Genomic DNA, 17,700 nt, shown 5'->3' on the forward strand with positions numbered 1-17,700 from the left:
GCGGCTGATCCGCCCCGGTGTCAACGGGCCTCGGCCCTACAGGTTGCCGCGCGCGTCCTGCTCCTTCTCGAGCGCCTCGAACAGGGCCTTGAAGTTGCCCTTGCCGAAGCTCAGGGAGCCGTGGCGCTCGATGATCTCGTAGAACATCGTCGGACGGTCCTGCTGGGGCTTGGTGAAGATCTGCAGCATGTAGCCGTCCTCGTCGCGGTCGACCAGGATCTTGCGCTTCTGCAGCTCCTCGATCGGGACGCGGACGGTGCCGATGCGCTCGCGCAGCTCCGGGTCCTCGTAGTAGGCGTCCGGAACGTTGAGGAACTCGACGCCGTTGGCCCTCATGGCGTCGACGGCCGCGAGGATGTCGTTGGTGGCCAGCGCCAGGTGCTGGACGCCCGGGCCGCCGTAGAACTCGAGGTACTCGTCGATCTGGCTCTTCTTCTTGCCCTCGGCCGGCTCGTTGATCGGGAACTTGACCTTGCGGGTGCCGTTGGCGACGACCTTGCTCATCAGCGCCGAGTACTCGGTGGCGATGGCGTCGTCGACGAACTCCACGATGTTGGTGAAGCCCATGACCTTCTCGTAGTAGCCGACCCACTCGCGCATCTTGCCCAGCTCGACATTGCCGACGATGTGGTCGACGGCCTGGAAGAAGCGCTTGGGCTCGAGGCCCGCCTCGATCTTGGCGGAGCGGTCGACGATGGGCCCGCGCTCGACGAAGCCCGGCCAGAACGGCCCGTCGTAGCGGCTGCGGTCGACCAGGACGTTGCGGGTCTCGCCGTAGGTGCCGATGACCGCGACGCGGACCGTGCCGTTGTCGTCGCTGACGTCGTGGGGCTCCTCGATGGCGATCGCGCCCTGGCTGAGGGCGTACTCCCAGTTCTTGTCCACGTCGGGGACCTCGATGGCGACCTCGATGACGCCGTCGCCGTGCTCGGCGTAGTGCTTGGTCGCGGCGGAGTCCTTGGTGACGCCGCCGGCGAGGACGAAGTAGACGCCGCCGGACTTCATCACGTACTCGGCGTGCTCGCGGAAGCCCTGCTCAGGACCCCGGTAGGCAACGCAGTTCATCCCGAAGGCCGTCGAGTAGTAGTGGGCGGCCTGCTTGGCGTTTCCCACGTAGTACCGGACGTGGTCCCAGCCCTTGATCGGGAAGGAGTCGGCGTCGATGTCGTGTTCGACGGCTCCGACTAGCTGGGCCTCGTTGATCGGGGTGTCAACCATGATTCGTCTCCTCGTTGAGCCAGGCGGCGCGTGGATCGCCCGCGAAACCGCTGTTCACAGCAAAAACCGCGCCGTTGGGACGCAAGTCATATTCAGATCTTGCCCGCCGGATTCCGGACCGCGCAACTGGCCCCGAAATGACTGCGCACCCTGTACAGATTTACCCCACATTCCTAAGTTACTCTGGCCACTATGACCACCTCACCGCAAATCGATGTTCTCGATGCCAAACTGATCGCCCTCCTCACCACCGAACCGCGCCTCGGCGTCATGGAGTACTCCCGGCGTCTCGGAGTCGCGCGGGGGACCATCCAGGCCCGGCTCGACAAGCTGCGCGAGCGCGGCGTCGTCACCGGGTTCGGGCCGGACGTCGACCCCGAGGCCCTCGGCTACGACGTGACGGCCTTCGTGACCCTGGAGCTGCGGCAGGACAACGGGCACCGCTCGGTCTCGGCCGAGCTGTCGAAGATCCCCTACGTGCTGGAGGCGCACACCGTCTCCGGTTCGGGGGACATGATGTGCCGGGTCGTGGCGCGCACGAACGCCGACCTGCAGCACGTGATCGACCAGGTCGTGTCCACGCCGGGGGTGCAGCGGGCGTCGTCGGTCATCGCCCTGGCCGAGCGGATCCCGTACCGGACCCTGCCGCTGGTGGCCGCGACGGCCGCCCCGAAGCGCGTGCCGAACCAGGGGCAGTTAGGGGTCCTCGGGCCTGCATCAGGGGCCGCTGACGGCCCCAGGGCCCGCACAGGGCGCGCCAGGGGTATGCGGGGGCGGGGACCGAAGCAGCGATCGCTCATTGAGGCGGTGCGGGCGGTCGGCGGGGGGCGCGGGACCTCCGGCGCCGCCCCGGCCCGGAGACGGCGAAAGGGCCGCCCCGGAGTTTCCACTCCGAGACGGCCCCTTGCAAAAGAACCAAGGGTCTGCCCCTCGGCGGACGATGCCGCCGGAGCAGACCCTGGAAGCCGTAGCCTCTACTTCAGGGCGATGTTCTCCGCCTGCAGGCCCTTGGGGCTGCGCGCGATGTCGAATTCGACCTTCTGGCCCTCGTCGAGCTCCCTCACAGAGGGATCCCCGACGTTGGAGACGTGCGCGAAGACATCGTCGCCACCGTCGTCTTGTGCGATGAAGCCGTAGCCCTTGTCGCTGTTGAACCATTTAACAGTGCCGGTGGCCATGTTTTTCTCCTTGTTCGGCGGTTGTGTTCCTGGGCCGTTCGATATACGACCCGTGTTCCATCGGCTCGACCGCCGCGAGGCCGACACCTCACCGTATCCCAGATGTGACGCCGCCACCAAGTCCTGTCATGAGACATGCCTCTCCCCGGCGACTCGCGGGGATCCACTTGATCTTCAAGGAATGTTCATTGTCGAGGGCATGGACCCGGCAAGGGTATTCCCTATTGAATCATTCGCACGTCCGATCGTATCGTTCAAAAATCCGCTAGAGAAGTCACTCTTCTCGATGCGCGGACCACCGGCGGCGACCGCCGCCGGGCCCCGGTACAGAAACGGATTACCCCAGATGAGTCCATTCCATTCACGCTCCGCGAGAACCCGCGTGCTCGCCGCCGCAGGCGCGGCGAGCGTGGCCGCGGCCTTCACCATTCCCTTCGCCTCCACCGCGTTCGCCCAGGGCGGCGAGGCGGAGATCCTCGCGTCCGACAGCCCCGACGCGGTCTCCGGCGAGTACATCGCGGTGTTCACCGACACCGCCGCTCCCCACGGGAAGAAGGCCACCGCCAAGGCCGCCGACGGCATCGCCGAGTCCCACTCGGCCGAGCTCGGCAGCGTCTACCACTCCACCCTCAACGGCTTCTCCTTCGCCGGCTCGGCCGACGAGGCCGAGGAGATCGCCTCCCGCACCGACATCGCCTACGTCGAGGCCGTCCAGACCATGGGCGTGTCCGACATCGCCCAGAACGACCCGCCGAACTGGGGCACCGACCGCCTGGACCAGCAGGACCTGCCCCTGGACGACGCCTACGCCACGCCCGACTCCCAGGGCTCCGGAGCGACCGTCTACGTCCTGGACACCGGCATCAACCCCGACCACCAGGAGTTCGGAGGCCGCGCCTCCATGGGACCGTCCTTCGCCGGTGAGAACGACTCCACCGACTGCCACGGCCACGGCACCCACGTCGCCGGGTCCGTCGCCGGCGCCGAGTACGGCGTCGCGCCGCAGGCCGACGTGGTCGGCGTGCAGGTCCTCGGCTGCGACGGCTACGGCTCCACCGAGGGCATCATCTCCGCCATCGACTGGGTCGCCTCCTCCGGCTCCCGCCCGGCGGTCATCAACATGAGCCTCGGCGGCGCCTCCGACGGCACCGACCAGGCCTACTACGACGCCGTCCAGAACGCCGTGGACCAGGGCGTGGCCGTCGTGGCCGCCGCCGGCAACGACGGCGACGACGCGTGCAACTACGCGCCGGCCCGCTTCGACAACGTGCTGACGGTCGCCAACGCGACCCGCGACGACGCCCGTTACACCGGCCGGGGAACCTCCAACTACGGCACCTGCGTGGACGTCTTCGGCCCCGGAACCGACATCCTGTCGGCCCGCCACGACTCGAACACCGACGTCGTGGCCTTCACCGGCACCTCCATGGCCTCCCCGCACCTCGCGGGCGTCGCCGCGCTCTACCTCGCCGACAACCCGGGCGCCACGCCGAACCAGGTGACCCAGCAGATCCTGGGCAACGCCACGGCCGACACCCTCACCGACGTCGGCGCCGGCTCGCCGAACCTGAACGCGAACACCGAGTTCATGCTCGACGGCTCCGACGGCGGAGACCCGACCGACCCCGACCCGGTCGACCCGTCCGACTGCGACGGACACGCCGCGACCGAGTCCGGCTCGCTGTCGGGCTCCGGCTCGACCTCCGTCCACCCCGACTCCGGTTACTACTACTCCGGTGCCGGCACCCACAGCGGCTGCCTCTCCGGCCCGTCGGACGCGGACTTCGACCTCTACCTGCAGCGCTGGAACGGCAGCTCCTGGTCGTCGGTCGCCTCGGGCACCTCGGCCTCCTCGGAGGAGACGGTCTCGTACGACGGCACCGCCGGCTACTACCGCTGGGTCGCCTACTCCTACTCCGGAAGCGGCTCCTACACCATCGGTTCCACGCAGCCTTGATTCACCGCCAGAGAAGGGCGGTCGCGCGGTGTCATCCCCGCGCGGCCGCCCGCTTCGGCGCTCGACCCCGCCGATGAGGCAACGCCCTTATCCCACAAGGAGAGTCCGATGCCAGTCCTCTACCTGCCGCCCGACACGGCCGACCTCGGCTCCGTCACCCACGACGGCGACGCCTTCGACGTCCGGTTCGACGAGCGGTCGCGGCACGTCTACCTGATACCCCGAGAGGCGGCCGACTGCCCTGTCGCCGAGCGCCCGCCGGCCGTTATGGCGGCCCTGCACAACTGCGCGTCCCCGGCCATCGTCATCTACTCCCAGGACCTCTACCTGCGCTCCCGCCAGGTCCCCGGCTGGACGGACGACCTGGGCGCGAAGATCGCCCGCGCCGTGGACGCGCTCGCGGTCCCCTAGACGGTTGCTTCCTGGCTGTGGTGACCGCGGAATCGCGCCCCGGCACCCCGTCTCCGCCCTTTCGCGCGGTCGGACGTCCGCCAGGACGCCTCGACCACGCGAAAGAACAGAAACAGATCTGACGCACTGGGACACGATTCCGCCCCTTGCGTAGAACACCAGGCCGCCGCCGACGCTCCGCGCGGCGCCAATGGGAAACGTTCATCTAGAGGCGGTCCGGCGCACGGGCGGAACGGGGCAAAGGACCCGAGAACCCGTATCCCCGGTGCGCCGAACCCCGAACGATCGAAGGGCGGGGGCGTCCACGCCCTCGAGCCGCCGTGCGGCGGTCAGGAACCCGGTGCGAGGACCGTACAGCCCGGAGGAGGCCCCGCACTGCCCGTGCACTCCCGCAGCGCCTCGTGGGCCTCGGCGTAGACGGCCGTGTCGCACTGCTCCCCCGAGATCCGCAGCGCGCGCCGCAGAAGATCCCCGGCCTCCTCGACGTCGCCCTTCGCCATAGCCCTCCGGCCCAGGCGCGTGAGAAGCCGCGACAGGTCGCTGTGCAACCCGAGGCGGTCGGCGATGTCCAGGGCCCTGCGGTCCGAGGCCTCGGCCTCCCCGTCGTCCCCCCGCTCCTCGGCGGCCCGACTGCGAACGTCCAGGACCTGCAGTTCGCCCCATTCGTCGCCCAGCGAGGCGAACAGCTCGCCTCCCGCCCGGGCGAGGCCCTCGGCCCCTGCCGGATCGTCCCCCGACAGCGCGTCCAGAGCCAAGACCAGGGACTCGGCGGCCGTCTCCCACTCGTCGGAGGGCTCGGGAAGGACCGGCCGAGCCCCGGCGCCCCGGGAGCGTGCGGTCAATGCCAGGTAGAAGGCCGGAAGGAACCCCGCCGGGCCGGTCGCGAAGCCGGCGGGCTCCTCGTCGTCGACACGCCAGCGCAGCGACGCGAGCCACGCGGCGGCCTCCGGGTCCTCCCCCAGCGCCGTCAGCCTTTCGCGGGCCTCGGTCAGGCGCCCGGTGAGGATCCAGTACCAGACGAGCCGGAGGGCCAGCGGGTTCGAGGGGTCCCCGTCGAGGATCCGGCGCAGGTGTCCGCCCAAGCGGGTCAGGACCCGCAGCGCGGACTCCTGCCCTCCCGCGCGGATCCCGGTCACGTGGTCGCCGGCGACGCGCGAGAAGTGTTCGGCGTGGCGCCGTGCGTGCTCCGGATCGCCGCCCCGCGCCTCGGCGAAGGCGCGGACGGACTCCAGGAGCCGGTACTCCGGGCCGGCCTCGGTCTCCTCCATGACGACCATGGACTGGTCCACGAGCCGGTCGAGAGAGTCGAGCACGTCGGGACCGACGACCGCCTCGAGGTCGTCCAGGCGCCAAGGGGCCGGGGAGACGGCCATGCGCGCCAGCGCTTCCCGGTCGGATGGGGCGGTGAGGCCCCAGCTCCAGGCGATGACCGCTTCGAGGGTGCGGTGGCGTTCGGGCCGGTGGCGCGATCCCCCGCGCAGCAGGCGGAACCGGTCGTCGAGCCGGTCGAGCGTGGCCGACAAACCCATGGACCGCACGCGGGCCGCGGCGAGTTCGAGCGCCAGCGGCAGCCCGTCCAGGCGGTGGGCGAGGGCGACGACGGCCTCCATCGTCTCCCGGCCATCGGCGAGGTCGGCGCCCGAGGCCTCAATACGGTCGAAGAGCAGCTGAACCGCCGGATAACGGCAGGCGTCCTCGACGGGCGTCCCGGGCGGCGGAGCGGCCAGGCAGTCGAGGACGACCGTCCTCTCCCCCGGCGAGTGGAGCGGTTCGCGGCTGGTCACGAGGACACGGACCTCCGAGGTGTCGCGTACCAGGGCCGAGACGGCCTTGGCGACCTCGCCCGCGAGATGCTCGGCGTTGTCGAGGACGAGCAGCGACCGCCGCGCGAGGAGCAGGCTGGAGAACCGGAACCACAGGCCGACCGGCTCCGCCGTGGTCGCGGTGCCGGAGGCCTGGTCGTCGCGGACTCCGAGCGCCTCGGCCATCGCCCTGACGACCTCGTCGTAGCCGCCCCGGACCCCGCCCAGGTCGATGAAATGGACGCCGTCGGGGAAGTCGTGCTCCCGGTCGGCGGCGGCCCGCAGCGCCAGGGAGGTCTTGCCGACGCCGCCGGGACCGGTCACGGTCACCGAGCGGTACTGGGACAGGAGTTTGGCGACGCGGGCGGAGTCGTCCTCGCGGCCGATGAACGGCTCGGGCGGCGCAGGAGGGGACGGCGCAGGCGCATGGACCGGCCGGTGCGCGACCGTCGGCGCTTCGGCCTCGTCGAGTCGCAGGAGCCAGGCGTGCGCCTCCTTGAGGGCCGGACCGGGGTCGACGCCCAGATCGTCGGCCAGGCGCTCGCGGACGGCCGTGTAAACGCAGTGGGCGTCGGCCTGGCGGTCGGTGAGTCCGTAGGCCCGCATGAGGAGGGCGTGCAGGGACTCCCGCAGCGGGTGCTCGCCGGCCAAGCGGGTCAGGTCGGAGAGCGCGGCGGCGGCCGATCCGGTCGCGATCCGGCGGGCGGCACGGAGTTCCAGGGCCTCCAGGCGGGTCTCTTCGAGGTCGGCGGCGGGGGCGAGCGCGAAGGGCTCGTGGCGGAACTCGCCGAAGGGAGTTCCCCTCCAGGCGCGCAGGGCGACGGCGAGTTCGATGAAGGCGTCGTTCGTGTCGGGGGAACGGCGGGCGCGTTCGACGGAGGCGCGGAAGACCAGGGAGTCCAGGTCGCCCTCCGCGGCCAGCAGGCGGTAGCCGCCCGGGCTCCACGGCAGGACGGCGGAGGCGTCGCAGCCGGCGTCGCGCAGGACGCGCCTGAGTTGGGAGACTTTCGATTTGACCGCCTTGGCGGGCTGGGGCGGCGGAGCGTCGCCCCAGAGGGCGTCGGCGACGCGGTCGGCCGATACGGGGGAGCCGTCGGCGACCAGCAACAGCGCCAGCAGTTTGCGCACTTTCGTCCCGGGGACGGGGACTTCTCGTCCCGTTTCGTCCCAGACGGCCACAGGTCCCAGAACTCCGAAACGCATGATGCAAGGGTATCAATGCGAAGGGCCCGCGTCCCTTTCGCGAATGCCGCCGTCCACGGCCTCGGCGGGGTCGGCGGGCCCGCTCAGCGAAGAGCGGGCCCGCCGGTCGACCGGTCGCCCCGGGCCGGGGTCCGGGACGACCGCCGCCGGTCTCAGTCGGCCGGGAGGACGCCGGCGGTGACCTCGGCCAGTTCCAGGGTGGTTCCGGCGGCCCCGCGGGCGGTGGCGGTGATGGATACGATGTCGCCGTCCTTGAGGAAGGTCCGCTCCGTGCCGTCGTCGAGCTTCATCGGCTCCTTGCCGCCCCAGGTCAGCTCGATGAACGCGCCGACCTGCGAGCGCTCGGGGCCGGAGATGGTGCCGGAGGCGTAGAAATCGCCGGGCCGCAGCGAGGCGCCGTTGACGGTCATGTGGGCGAGCATCTGGGCCGGGGTCCAGTACATGTCCCGGTAGTTGGGGCGGGACACGGTGGTGCCGTTGAGGGTCACGGCCAGCTCGATGTCGTAGGAGTAGCGGTCCTTCTCCGTCAGGTAGGGCAGGGGCCGCGGGTCCTGTTCGGGCGCTTCGGTCTTGGCGGCCTCCAGGGCGGCCAGCGGGGTGATCCACGCGCCGTAGGAGGTGGCGAAGGACTTGCCCAGGTAGGGCCCGAGCGGCTGGTACTCCCAGGCCTGGATGTCGCGGGCCGACCAGTCGTTGACGAGGCAGAGCCCGAAGACGTGGTCGGCGAAGGAGTCAACGGAGGCGGTGTCGCCCAGGGCGGTCGGCGCGCCGACGACGAAGCCCATCTCGGCCTCGATGTCGAGGCGCGCGGAGGGCCCGAAGACGATCTCCCCGTCGGGGGTGCGCCGCTGCCCGGAGGGGCGTTTGATGTTCACGCCGCTGGGGACGAGCGTTCCGGCGCGGCCGTGGTAGCCGACGGGGAGGTGCTTCCAGTTGGGCATGAGCGGGGCGCTGTCGGGGCGGAAGAGGCGGCCGAGGTTGGTGGCGTGGTGCTCGGAGGCGTAGTAGTCGACGTAGTCGGCCGGCTCGAAGGCCGCGTGGAGGCTCACCTGGGAGACGTCCACCAGGTCGTGGGCCTTGGCCGGGTCGGTCAGGAAGCGCTGCAAGGAGGTCCGCAGCTCGTCCCAGGACTCGCGGCCGAGCGGGAGCAGTCCTTGGAGGTTCGGGCGGCGCAGGGCCGCGCGCAGGGGTCCTTCGGGGGCGAGGTCCTCGGCGTTGTCGCAGAGGTCGAGGACGCGGTCCCCGATCCGGACGCCCAGGCGCGGTTCGGAGTTCCGCGGGGAGGTGAAGGAGCCGTAGGGCAAGTGGTGCACAGAGTGCCCGCTCTGGTCGGCCCCGGGCACCCAACTGGTCTGGATCATCGAATCTCCTCCACAAGCGACATTGCTTCCAGGTCTTCGAGCGGTTCGGCCACGGAGCAGGATCCGAAGGCGACCCAGTGGTTCCGCGGCCGGCTCATGTGCAGTCTAACGGCCGAGGCGATCTCGTCGGCATCGGTGGATCGCAGCATGTCGACCACCTCGCGCTCGGAGTCGCACTGCGTGGCGGCGAGGACGTTGAGGAAGCCGTGGTGGACGAAGCCGGTGTCGTCCTCGGTGTGCCGGACGGCACGATGCAGGCCGGCGGTGAGCTTGAACCCGGACTCGGCCTCCATGCACGCCCAGACAACGTGGCCGAGCTCTTCGGGCTCGGGGAAGGCGGAGGCGTCCAGGCCGCCGGTGCGGAACTTCGGGGTGAGGCCCAGGTCCAGGGCGAGGCGGAGCAGGTCCCTCTGCCCGTCGCCCCAGGGGATCTCGGTGATGACCGGCTGTTCGTGCCCGGGCAGGCCCCGGGCGGCGAGGCGGAGGTCGTCGGCCAGGGGCGCCCTCGTCTCGAAGTGGGTGACGATGAGCGAGTCGGGGATGTCGATCGTTCTGGGGTCGGTGTCGGCTACGACCCCCACGGCGGGCGGCTTCTCGGTCAGGGCGGGAACCTCGGCCAGCCGGGAGGCCGGCAGGAGAAGGGGACCCACCAGGTCGGAGTACCAGCTCTCGCGGTAGCGGTGGTGGTTCTCCAGTGCGTCGGGTAGTGCGGCGTTTCCCGGAGGGAAGACGGCGGCGTCGTCGACCAGTCCGTGGAAGGCCCTTGGAATGACTGCAACCATGTGATCGAGCATACGCCACCTACCCGACTGGTCATTCTGCTCGGTGTCACCCCCGGTTCCGGGCCGCACGGCAAGGCATTCTGTGCACCCGGGGACGGATTGGAGTTGTGGAGCGCCGATGAATGGGCGAGCTGTCTACGTGACACAGATCTATTGCGTTAGTCTCGATGGTGAGGGTACATCCGCCCCGGGACGCACAGGAGAAGTCAACGATGCCTTTCTACAGAAGAGTCGGGGAGATCCCCCCTAAGCGCCACACGCAGTTCCGCCAGCCCGACGGAAGCCTCTACAGCGAGGAGCTGATGGGCCAGGAGGGCTTCTCCTCCGACTCGTCGCTGCTGTACCACCGCTTCCGCCCCACCGCGATCAGCTCCAGCCAGGAGTTCGCCCCCTCCAACGGGTCCCCGGTCCCCAACCATCCCCTGAAACCGCGCCACCTGCGCACCCACAAGCTCAACGGCGCCGACTCCGACCCGGTGCTGGGGCGCCGGCCACTGCTGTCCAACGCCGACTGCCGCATCTCGTACGCCGCCGCCTCGGACCCCAGCCCCCTCTACCGCAACGCCATCGGCGACGAGTGCGTCTACGTGGAGGACGGGACCGCCCGGGTGGAGACCTCCTTCGGGGCCCTGGACGTCGGACCGGGCGACTACCTGATCATGCCGATGTCGACGATCTACCGGATCGTCCCGACCGGCGACCGGCCGCTGCGCACGCTCGTGGTCGAGTCGACCGGGCACATCACCCCGCCCAAGCGCTACCTGTCCGTCCGCGGCCAGTTCCTGGAGCACTCCCCCTACTGCGAGCGCGACCTGCGCAGCCCCGACGAGCCGCTGGTCGTCGAGGGCGAGAACGTGGACGTCTACGTCCAGCACCGCGGCCGGGGCAAGGACACGCTGTGGACCAAGTTCACCTATGACAAGCACCCGTTCGACGTGGTCGGCTGGGACGGCTGCCTCTACCCGTGGGTCTTCTCGATCCACGACTTCGAGCCGATCACCGGCCGCATCCACCAGCCGCCGCCGGTGCACCAGACCTTCCAAGGGCCGAACTTCGTCATCTGCTCGTTCGTGCCCCGCAAGGTCGACTACCACCCGGACGCGATCCCGGTGCCGTACAACCACCACAACGTGGACTCCGACGAGGTCATGTTCTACACCGGCGGGGACTACGAGGCCCGCAAGGGCTCGGGGATCGAGCAGGGCTCGATCTCGCTGCACCCGTCGGGCTTCACGCACGGCCCGCAGCCGGGCGCGCCGGAGCGGTCGATCGGCGCGGAGAAGTTCGACGAGCTGGCGGTCATGATCGACACGTTCCGTCCGCTGGAGCTGTGCGAGCCGGGCTTCGAGTGCGAGGACACCGGTTACGCCTGGACGTGGAAGTACACCGACTGAGTCCCTCAGGGAGTACGCGAAAGGCCGGGGAGTCCTCCCCGGCCTTTCGCCTTGTCCTGGCGCGGTGCCGCGGTCACCGACGCTGCCGGCCCTCTAGCCGGTGTGCTCGTTCGGCGGTGTGAAGCCGCCCTTGCCGTTCTCGGCCCACTGGGTCTTCAGGACCTCGGTGGCCACCGAGGCGGGCGAGCGGAGCTTGGAGTCCGGCACGCCGTCCTGTGGGACGTCGGGGTTGCCGACGAAGGAGGCTACGGCGGAGTTCGGCGTGAACCCGGCGAACCAGCTGGAGACGTTGTTGTCGGTCGAACCGGTCTTGCCGGCCACGGGACCGCCGACCTTCTTGTACATGTCGTCGGCGGTGCCCCAGCTCCCGCAGCTGCCGGTGGCGGCGCCCATGCCGGTGGTGCACCGGGCGGTGTCCAGGGCCGCCCTGGCGACCTCGGTGTCGATCGCCTGCTCGCAGGTGGAGTCGAACTCGGTGACGTCGCCCTTGCCGGTGGTCACCGTGGAGACCGGGATCGGCTCGCAGTACTGGCCGTCGGCCGGCAGGACCGCGTAGGCCGCCGCCTCGTCGAGGGCCGTCGTGTTCGTCATGCCCAGCGTGTACTTGAGCTCGCCGTCCTCGGCCAGGCTCTGGTCGGGCGAGTTGTAGTACTTGATGCCCATCCGCTCGGCGACGTCGACGGCCTTGTCCCCGCCGACTCGCTCCATCAGCTGGACGTAGTAGGTGTTGACCGACATGCCGAAGGCGTCGTACATGTTCCGGTTCCCGGCCATGGACTCGCTGGCGTTCGACGGGCACCAGTAGCGTCCGCAGGCGGCCGGGCCCGGGTCGGTGGGCTCGCTCGTCTTGTACTTGTGCGGCGAGTAGATCGAGTAGTCGAGGTCGAATCCCTGCTCCAGCGCGGCGATCTGGGTGAACAGCTTGAACGTCGACCCGCCGTGCGAGCCGCCGTAGGACAGCAGGGGGTTGGTCGTGTTCGGGTAGGAGCCCTTGCCCGCGCCCCCGGTGTTGGGGCCGTTCTTCGAGACGTCCAGCGAGAAGTCGCGGTTGATGGCCATGACCTGGATCTTGCCCGTGCCCGGTTCGACGGCGGCTGTTCCCAGCGCCATCGGATCCTTCTTGGGGAACTCCTCCGCGATGGCCTCTTCGGCGGCCGTCTGCATGTCGAGGTCGAGTGTCGAGACGATCTCGTAGCCGCCGCGGTTGAGGCGGGCTCGCCGCTGCGCCGGCGTCTCGCCGAAGGCCTCCTGCTTCTCCCACCACGTCTCGAAGTAGTCGACGAAGAAGCCGTACTCGGAGTTGTACGCCCCGGTGCCCTTGGCGTCCTCCTGCTGCGGGTCGAGCTCGATCGGTTCTTCCTTCGACTCGGCGAACTCGGCCTTGTCGATGTAGTCGTTGGCCTTCATGCGGCCGAGCACGTGCTCGCGGCGCAGCAGGGCCGCCTCGGTGGAGCCGGAGATCGGGTCGTAGGAGCTGGGCGCCTGGATGAGTCCCGCCAGCAGCGCCGCCTCGGCGGTAGTGAGATCGTCGACGCCCTTGTTGAAGTACACCTTGGCGGCCGCGCCGACGCCGTAGGCGCCGTGCCCGAAGTACACCGTGTTGAGGTACCCGGTGAGGACCTCGTCCTTGCTCATCTGCTTCTCCAGCGAGAGGGCGTAGCCCATCTCCCGGATCTTGCGGCCCGGCGTGACGTCCGTGGCCGCGGCGACCTCCTCGGGGCTGGTGGCCGTGTAGGCGAGAACCTGGCGTACGTACTGCATGGTGATCGTCGAGGCGCCCTCCGAGACTCCGCCGGAGGTCGCGTTCGTGACCGCGGCGCGCATGACGCCGGTCGGGTCGACTCCGTTGTGCTCGTAGAACCGCTCGTCCTCCACCGCGACGACGGCGTTCTTCACCATGTCGGGGATCTCGTCGGAGGAGAGGGCTATGCGGTACTGGTCGCCGAACTCGGCGATCGGCGTGACCCCGTCGTTGGCGTAGAGGACGGAGGCCTTGGGGGCGGGGGGCAGGACCAGGTCCTGCGGAAGGTCGAGAGCGGTCTCCGAACCGACCTTGGTGACGCCGCCGACGGCGATGGCCAGCGGGGCGAAGATGAGGGCGACGACTACGCCGGCCATGAGGGCGAAGGGTCCCATGGTGGCGAGTGCTTTGCGTTGCTGCCGGTTCAGGGGTGGGAACCGTCTGGTGTTCTCTGTCAAAGTCCTGTCCCTCTGATCGTTCGTCCCGTAATCGACTGGGCGGCCGGGCCGCCGGCACGCTGAGGCTGGGCGTTCAGCGGCATAGCCGTGTCGGGCCCGGGTTGCGACCCGTGCTCGGCCGACTTTCAGGGCAAGGAAGGCGGATGTCCATACTAAGGCGCCGAACCGGGCTTCGCGGGTGAAGTCGACGGCGTTGCGTTCCCGACCACTCGCTCAGGCGAGGGCGGCGGTGGCGCTCGCGCCGAGGATGCCGACCCACAGGGCTCCGGCGAAGGCGACGCAGCTGAGGCGGGCGGCGGTCCTCTTATCGTAGAGGCGCCCCGCGCCGCTGGCGTATACGAAGAGCAATGTTGTGACCGCGAAGAGTCCCAGCGGCAGGAGCGCACGCCACAGCAGTCCGGAGGTCTCTCCGACGTAGACGGTCTCTCCGACGCGCTCGGCCGTGACGTCGGTACCGGCGTCGTCGGCGGTAGCGTCGCCGATGACGCGCAGAGTGGCGCCTGCCTCCTCGGCCGTGTCGACCGAGGCGGTGCGGGCGTCGCAGGAGGGGGCGAAGGCCTCGGAGCAGTCGGTGATGCTGACCGACTCGCTCTGGCCGAAGCCCAGGAGCATGAGGGTGGCGGGGGCCGACATCCAGGCGAAGAACGCCATGACCAGCGCCAGGAGGATCATTGCCGGCAGTGCCACGGCGGGGCGGCGGGCCTTGTCCTGCCGCGGAGGCGCGACCTTCGCCTTGGCCTCCCGCTTCTCCTTCTTGAGCTTCTTCTTGGTGGCCGCGTCGTCCCAGACGGCCTCGATGGCCTCCACTTGGCGGTCGCGTTCGGGCGGGGGCGGTGCGGTGCGCGCCTGCGGCGGGACGGCGGGTTCGATCTGGTCGGGGCGGGGAGCGAGGGGGACGTCGGGGAGGTCGACGTTCGCGAGGTCGACGGCCGTCATGGGGCCGGTGTCGGAGAGTTCACCGGAGTTTTCACCCGTGCCGGGGACGGCCTCCCCCGAGTCGGCCGGCCCGTTCCCGGCCCGTTCGGCGCCGGGCGCGGTATCCGCGCTATCCTCGGAGCCCTGTTCGGCGGTCGTCCGCGACTCCGCCCCGAGCCCGTCGGAAGAGCGGCCGCGCCCCTCTTCGAACCCCTCGTTATGCGGGGATCCGGCCTGGGGCTGCGCTTCCTCGGCGTCACGGGTCTCGGGCGATTCCGGCATACTGGTATTTGACCATTCTTCGGAGGCGAAAATGCCGCATTGGCCGAAAACGGGACACTCCGAGACGGAGATCTCTCACTATTCGGCGGTGCGGCGGCCTAGCCGGGCCGCCTCTCGACCCTACCTATAGGATTAATCCCATGACACACGTATTGACTGCGCTGGCCTGGCCTTACGCCAACGGCCCACGCCATATCGGGCATGTTGCCGGTTTCGGGGTCCCCGCTGACGTCTTCTCCCGTTACATGCGAATGCGCGGTCACGACGTGCTCATGGTCTCGGGCACCGACGAGCACGGCACCCCGATCCTGGTGCAGGCCGACGAGGAGGGCCTCACCCCCATCGAGGCGGCCGACAAGTACAACCGGGTCATCGTCGAGGACCTGCACCGCCTGGGCCTGTCCTACGACCTGTTCACCCGCACCACGACGGGCAACCACTACAAGACCGTCCAGGAGATGTTCACCGCCCTCTACGAGAACGGGTACATCATCGAGCAGACGGCGCTGGGCGCGATCAGCCCGTCGACCGGCCGCACCCTGCCCGACCGGTACATCGAGGGCACGTGCCCCCACTGCGGCTTCGAGTCCGCGCGCGGCGACCAGTGCGACAACTGCGGCCGCCAGCTGGACCCGGTCGACCTGATCGACCCGAAGTCGCGCATCAACGGGGAGGCGCCGAAGTTCGTCGAGGAGAGCCACTTCTTCCTCGACCTGCCGGCGTTCGCCGACGCGCTCAACTCGTGGCTGGACACGCGCACCGGGTGGCGCACCAACGTCGTGCGGTTCACCAAGAACCTCCTGGAGGACCTCAAGCCGCGCGCGATCTCCCGCGACCTGGACTGGGGCGTGCCGATCCCGCTCGAGGGCTGGAAGGACCGCGGCGACAAGCGCCTCTACGTGTGGTTCGACGCCGTCATCGGCTACCTCAGCTCCTCCATCGAGTGGGCGCGCCGCTCCGGCGACCCCGAGGCGTGGAAGAAATGGTGGTCCGACCCCGAGGCGATCTCGTACTACTTCATGGGCAAGGACAACATCGTCTTCCACTCCGAGATCTGGCCGGCGATGCTCTTGGGCAACAACGGCGAGGGCGCCGCGGGCGGCGAGCCCCGCGAACTCGGAAGGCTGGACCTGCCGACCGAGGTCGTGTCCTCGGAGTTCCTGACCGTCGAGGGCAAGCAGTTCTCCTCCTCCCGCCGCGTGGTCATCTACGTGCGGGACTTCCTGGACCGCTACTCGGCCGACGCGCTGCGCTACTACATCTGCGCCGCCGGTCCGGAGAACCAGGACACCGACTTCACGTGGGCGGAGTTCCTGCGCCGCAACAACGACGAGCTGGTCGCCGGGTGGGGCAACCTGATCAACCGCTCGGTCGCGATGGCCGCCAAGAACTTCGGCGCCGTCCCCGAGCCGGGCGAGCTGCGGGAGGTCGACCGCGAACTGCTGGAGACGGTGAAGGCGTCCTTCGACTCCGTCGGCGAGCTGATCGGCGCGAACAAGATCCGCGCCGCGACCGCCGAGGCCATGAAGACCGTCGCCGCGGCCAACAAGTACCTGGCCGACACCGCGCCGTGGAAGCTCAAGGAGGACAAGGACCGCCAGGCCACGGTGCTGTTCACCGTCCTGCAGGCCGTCTCGGACCTCAAGACCGTCCTCTCCCCGTTCCTGCCGCACTCCTCGCAGAAGGTGCACGAACTGCTGGGCGGGGAAGGTGTGTTCGCCCCCATGCCGCGCATCGAAGAGGTCGCCGACCTCGACGAGGGCGGGGCGATCCAGGGCGACTACCCGATCCTGACCGGCGACTACGCCGACGCCCCCGCGTGGGAGCCGGTGGCGCTCAAGCCCGGCGTCGCGCTGGAGAAGCCCACGCCGATCTTCACCAAGCTCGACCCCTCGATCGTCGAGGAGGAGCTGGAGAGGTTCAACTCTTAGGACGCGGGATCCGAAGCGTGAGAGGCCAGGTCGTCGACCTGGCCTCTTTGCCGTATTCCTTTACGCCTCCCCACCCCGCGTGGCACATTTAAAAGGTGTTCAGAACTGATCCCGCACCCAGACCCGCGTCCCTGCCCGTTCCCGTGGTGGACACGCACACGCACATCGACCTGGTCGACGCCGGGTTCCCCGCCGACAGCGCGGTGATCCCCTCCGTCGACGACCCGGCGGTCGCGAAGTGGCTCGACGAGGCCGCCTCCGCCGGCGTCGAGCACGTCGTGCAGGTCGGCACGGACGTCGCCTCCTCGACCTGGGCGGCCGACCTGGCCGACTCCGACCGCCGCGTGCTGGCCGCCGTCGCCCTCCACCCCAACGACGCGCCCCTGCTGGGCGACATCCACGGCGCCCTCAACGAGATCGACCACCTCGCCGCCCGCGAGCGCGTGGCCGCCCTCGGCGAGACCGGCCTGGACTACTTCCGCACGGGCCCCGAGGGACGCAGCGTCCAGCGCCTGTCGTTCCGCGCGCACATCGAGATGGCCAAGCGGCGGGACAAGACGCTCGTCATCCACGACCGCGAGGCGCACGACGACTGCCTGGCGATCCTGGACGACGAGGGCGCACCCGACAGGGTGGTCTTCCACTGCTTCTCCGGCGACTACGTCTTCGCCGAGGAGTGCGCCAAGCGCGGGTTCTTCATGAGCTTCGCGGGGAACGTGACGTTCAAGAACGCCGGCGAGCTGCGCAAGGCGCTGACGTTCGTGCCCTCCGACCACCTGCTGGTGGAGACCGACGCCCCGTTCATGGCGCCGGTTCCCGTCCGCGGCTATCGCAACGAGCCCGCCCTCACCGCGTACACGGTGTCCTACATCGCCGAGTTCCTGGGCAAGGACCTCTCCAAGCTGTGCTTCCAGCTGGACCAGAACACGCGGCGCGCCTTCGGGAACTGGTGACCGGGTACCGGTCCTGTCACCGTCTCCCCACGGCCTGTCGAGTCGGTCACCATCGGGAACCGGCCGGCCGCCGGGCCGCGTCCAATCGCCCGGCTGAATCGTTGTGCACCACGT

The 17,700-nt window shown here is 69.6% G+C and carries 12 protein-coding genes and 1 pseudogene; 6 read left to right on the top strand and 7 right to left on the bottom strand.

Annotation, left to right across the window (positions count from 1 at the left end):
* Positions 1–36 precede the first annotated feature (36 nt).
* Positions 37–1,218 (bottom strand): 4-hydroxyphenylpyruvate dioxygenase, encoded by a 1,182-nt coding sequence (gene hppD, locus ACFTE1_RS16725; RefSeq protein WP_380621621.1) that lies wholly within the window; start codon positions 1,216–1,218, stop codon positions 37–39.
* A 192-nt stretch (positions 1,219–1,410) separates the two neighbouring features.
* Between hppD and ACFTE1_RS16730 the strand changes: the two are divergent.
* Positions 1,411–1,887 (top strand): annotated as a pseudogene (locus ACFTE1_RS16730) (Lrp/AsnC family transcriptional regulator); the annotation flags it as partial.
* Between the two features lie 305 nt (positions 1,888–2,192).
* On the opposite strand, the gene ACFTE1_RS16735 reads toward ACFTE1_RS16730, so the two are convergent.
* Positions 2,193–2,396 (bottom strand): cold-shock protein, encoded by a 204-nt coding sequence (locus ACFTE1_RS16735; RefSeq protein WP_380621623.1) that lies wholly within the window; start codon positions 2,394–2,396, stop codon positions 2,193–2,195.
* Between the two features lie 382 nt (positions 2,397–2,778).
* Between ACFTE1_RS16735 and ACFTE1_RS16740 the strand changes: the two genes are divergently transcribed.
* Together ACFTE1_RS16740 and ACFTE1_RS16745 are read left to right on the top strand one after the other, a co-directional pair.
* The gene (locus tag ACFTE1_RS16740; protein ID WP_380621626.1) at positions 2,779–4,353 is read left to right on the top strand and encodes a S8 family peptidase; all 1,575 of its coding nucleotides are present in this window, start codon (positions 2,779–2,781) and stop codon (positions 4,351–4,353) included.
* 108 nt (positions 4,354–4,461) lie between these two features.
* On the top strand, positions 4,462–4,764 hold the full coding sequence (locus ACFTE1_RS16745) for a hypothetical protein (protein ID WP_380621628.1): 303 nt from the start codon (positions 4,462–4,464) through the stop codon (positions 4,762–4,764).
* A gap of 329 nt (positions 4,765–5,093) precedes the next feature.
* Here ACFTE1_RS16745 and ACFTE1_RS16750 read toward each other — a convergent pair whose 3' ends face one another.
* The 3 genes from ACFTE1_RS16750 to ACFTE1_RS16760 form a co-directional block, all read right to left on the bottom strand.
* The gene (locus ACFTE1_RS16750) at positions 5,094–7,769 is read right to left on the bottom strand and encodes an AfsR/SARP family transcriptional regulator (RefSeq protein ID WP_380621630.1); all 2,676 of its coding nucleotides are present in this window, start codon (positions 7,767–7,769) and stop codon (positions 5,094–5,096) included.
* 152 nt (positions 7,770–7,921) lie between these two features.
* Entirely contained in the window at positions 7,922–9,127 is a 1,206-nt protein-coding gene (gene fahA / locus ACFTE1_RS16755; protein WP_380621719.1) for a fumarylacetoacetase, read from the bottom strand.
* Positions 9,127–9,912, bottom strand: a complete 786-nt coding sequence (locus tag ACFTE1_RS16760; RefSeq protein WP_380621632.1) for a hypothetical protein — start codon at positions 9,910–9,912, stop codon at positions 9,127–9,129. Before ACFTE1_RS16760 ends, fahA begins: the two co-directional genes overlap by 1 nt.
* 212 nt (positions 9,913–10,124) lie before the next feature.
* Between ACFTE1_RS16760 and ACFTE1_RS16765 the strand changes: the two genes are divergently transcribed.
* Complete coding sequence (locus ACFTE1_RS16765) at positions 10,125–11,306, top strand: homogentisate 1,2-dioxygenase (protein ID WP_380621634.1); 1,182 nt, start codon at positions 10,125–10,127, stop codon at positions 11,304–11,306.
* A 93-nt stretch (positions 11,307–11,399) separates the two neighbouring features.
* Here ACFTE1_RS16765 and ACFTE1_RS16770 read toward each other — a convergent pair whose 3' ends face one another.
* Together ACFTE1_RS16770 and ACFTE1_RS16775 are read right to left on the bottom strand one after the other, a co-directional pair.
* Positions 11,400–13,505: a transglycosylase domain-containing protein gene (locus ACFTE1_RS16770; RefSeq protein ID WP_380762786.1), complete on the bottom strand. Its 2,106-nt coding sequence runs from the start codon at positions 13,503–13,505 to the stop codon at positions 11,400–11,402.
* 213 nt (positions 13,506–13,718) lie between these two features.
* Positions 13,719–14,702, bottom strand: a complete 984-nt coding sequence (locus tag ACFTE1_RS16775; protein ID WP_380621638.1) for a hypothetical protein — start codon at positions 14,700–14,702, stop codon at positions 13,719–13,721.
* A 140-nt stretch (positions 14,703–14,842) separates the two neighbouring features.
* Between ACFTE1_RS16775 and metG the strand changes: the two genes are divergently transcribed.
* Positions 14,843–16,633: a methionine--tRNA ligase gene (gene metG, locus ACFTE1_RS16780; RefSeq protein WP_380621641.1), complete on the top strand. Its 1,791-nt coding sequence runs from the start codon at positions 14,843–14,845 to the stop codon at positions 16,631–16,633.
* Between the two features lie 95 nt (positions 16,634–16,728).
* Entirely contained in the window at positions 16,729–17,586 is an 858-nt protein-coding gene (locus tag ACFTE1_RS16785; RefSeq protein WP_380621643.1) for a TatD family hydrolase, read from the top strand.
* Positions 17,587–17,700 lie beyond the last annotated feature (114 nt).

The sequence above is a fragment of the Salininema proteolyticum genome, assembly GCF_042685645.1.
GTDB lineage: Bacteria > Actinomycetota > Actinomycetes > Mycobacteriales > Micromonosporaceae > Salininema > Salininema proteolyticum.

Coding starts and splice junctions, on each gene's coding strand:
- ACFTE1_RS16760 (WP_380621632.1), bottom strand. CDS start 9,912: ATGGTTGCAGTCATTCCAAGGGCCTTCCACGGACTGGTCGACGACGCC.
- ACFTE1_RS16735 (WP_380621623.1), bottom strand. CDS start 2,396: ATGGCCACCGGCACTGTTAAATGGTTCAACAGCGACAAGGGCTACGGC.
- metG (WP_380621641.1), top strand. CDS start 14,843: ATGACACACGTATTGACTGCGCTGGCCTGGCCTTACGCCAACGGCCCA.
- ACFTE1_RS16765 (WP_380621634.1), top strand. CDS start 10,125: ATGCCTTTCTACAGAAGAGTCGGGGAGATCCCCCCTAAGCGCCACACG.
- hppD (WP_380621621.1), bottom strand. CDS start 1,218: ATGGTTGACACCCCGATCAACGAGGCCCAGCTAGTCGGAGCCGTCGAA.
- ACFTE1_RS16775 (WP_380621638.1), bottom strand. CDS start 14,702: ATGCCGGAATCGCCCGAGACCCGTGACGCCGAGGAAGCGCAGCCCCAG.
- ACFTE1_RS16750 (WP_380621630.1), bottom strand. CDS start 7,769: ATGCGTTTCGGAGTTCTGGGACCTGTGGCCGTCTGGGACGAAACGGGA.
- ACFTE1_RS16745 (WP_380621628.1), top strand. CDS start 4,462: ATGCCAGTCCTCTACCTGCCGCCCGACACGGCCGACCTCGGCTCCGTC.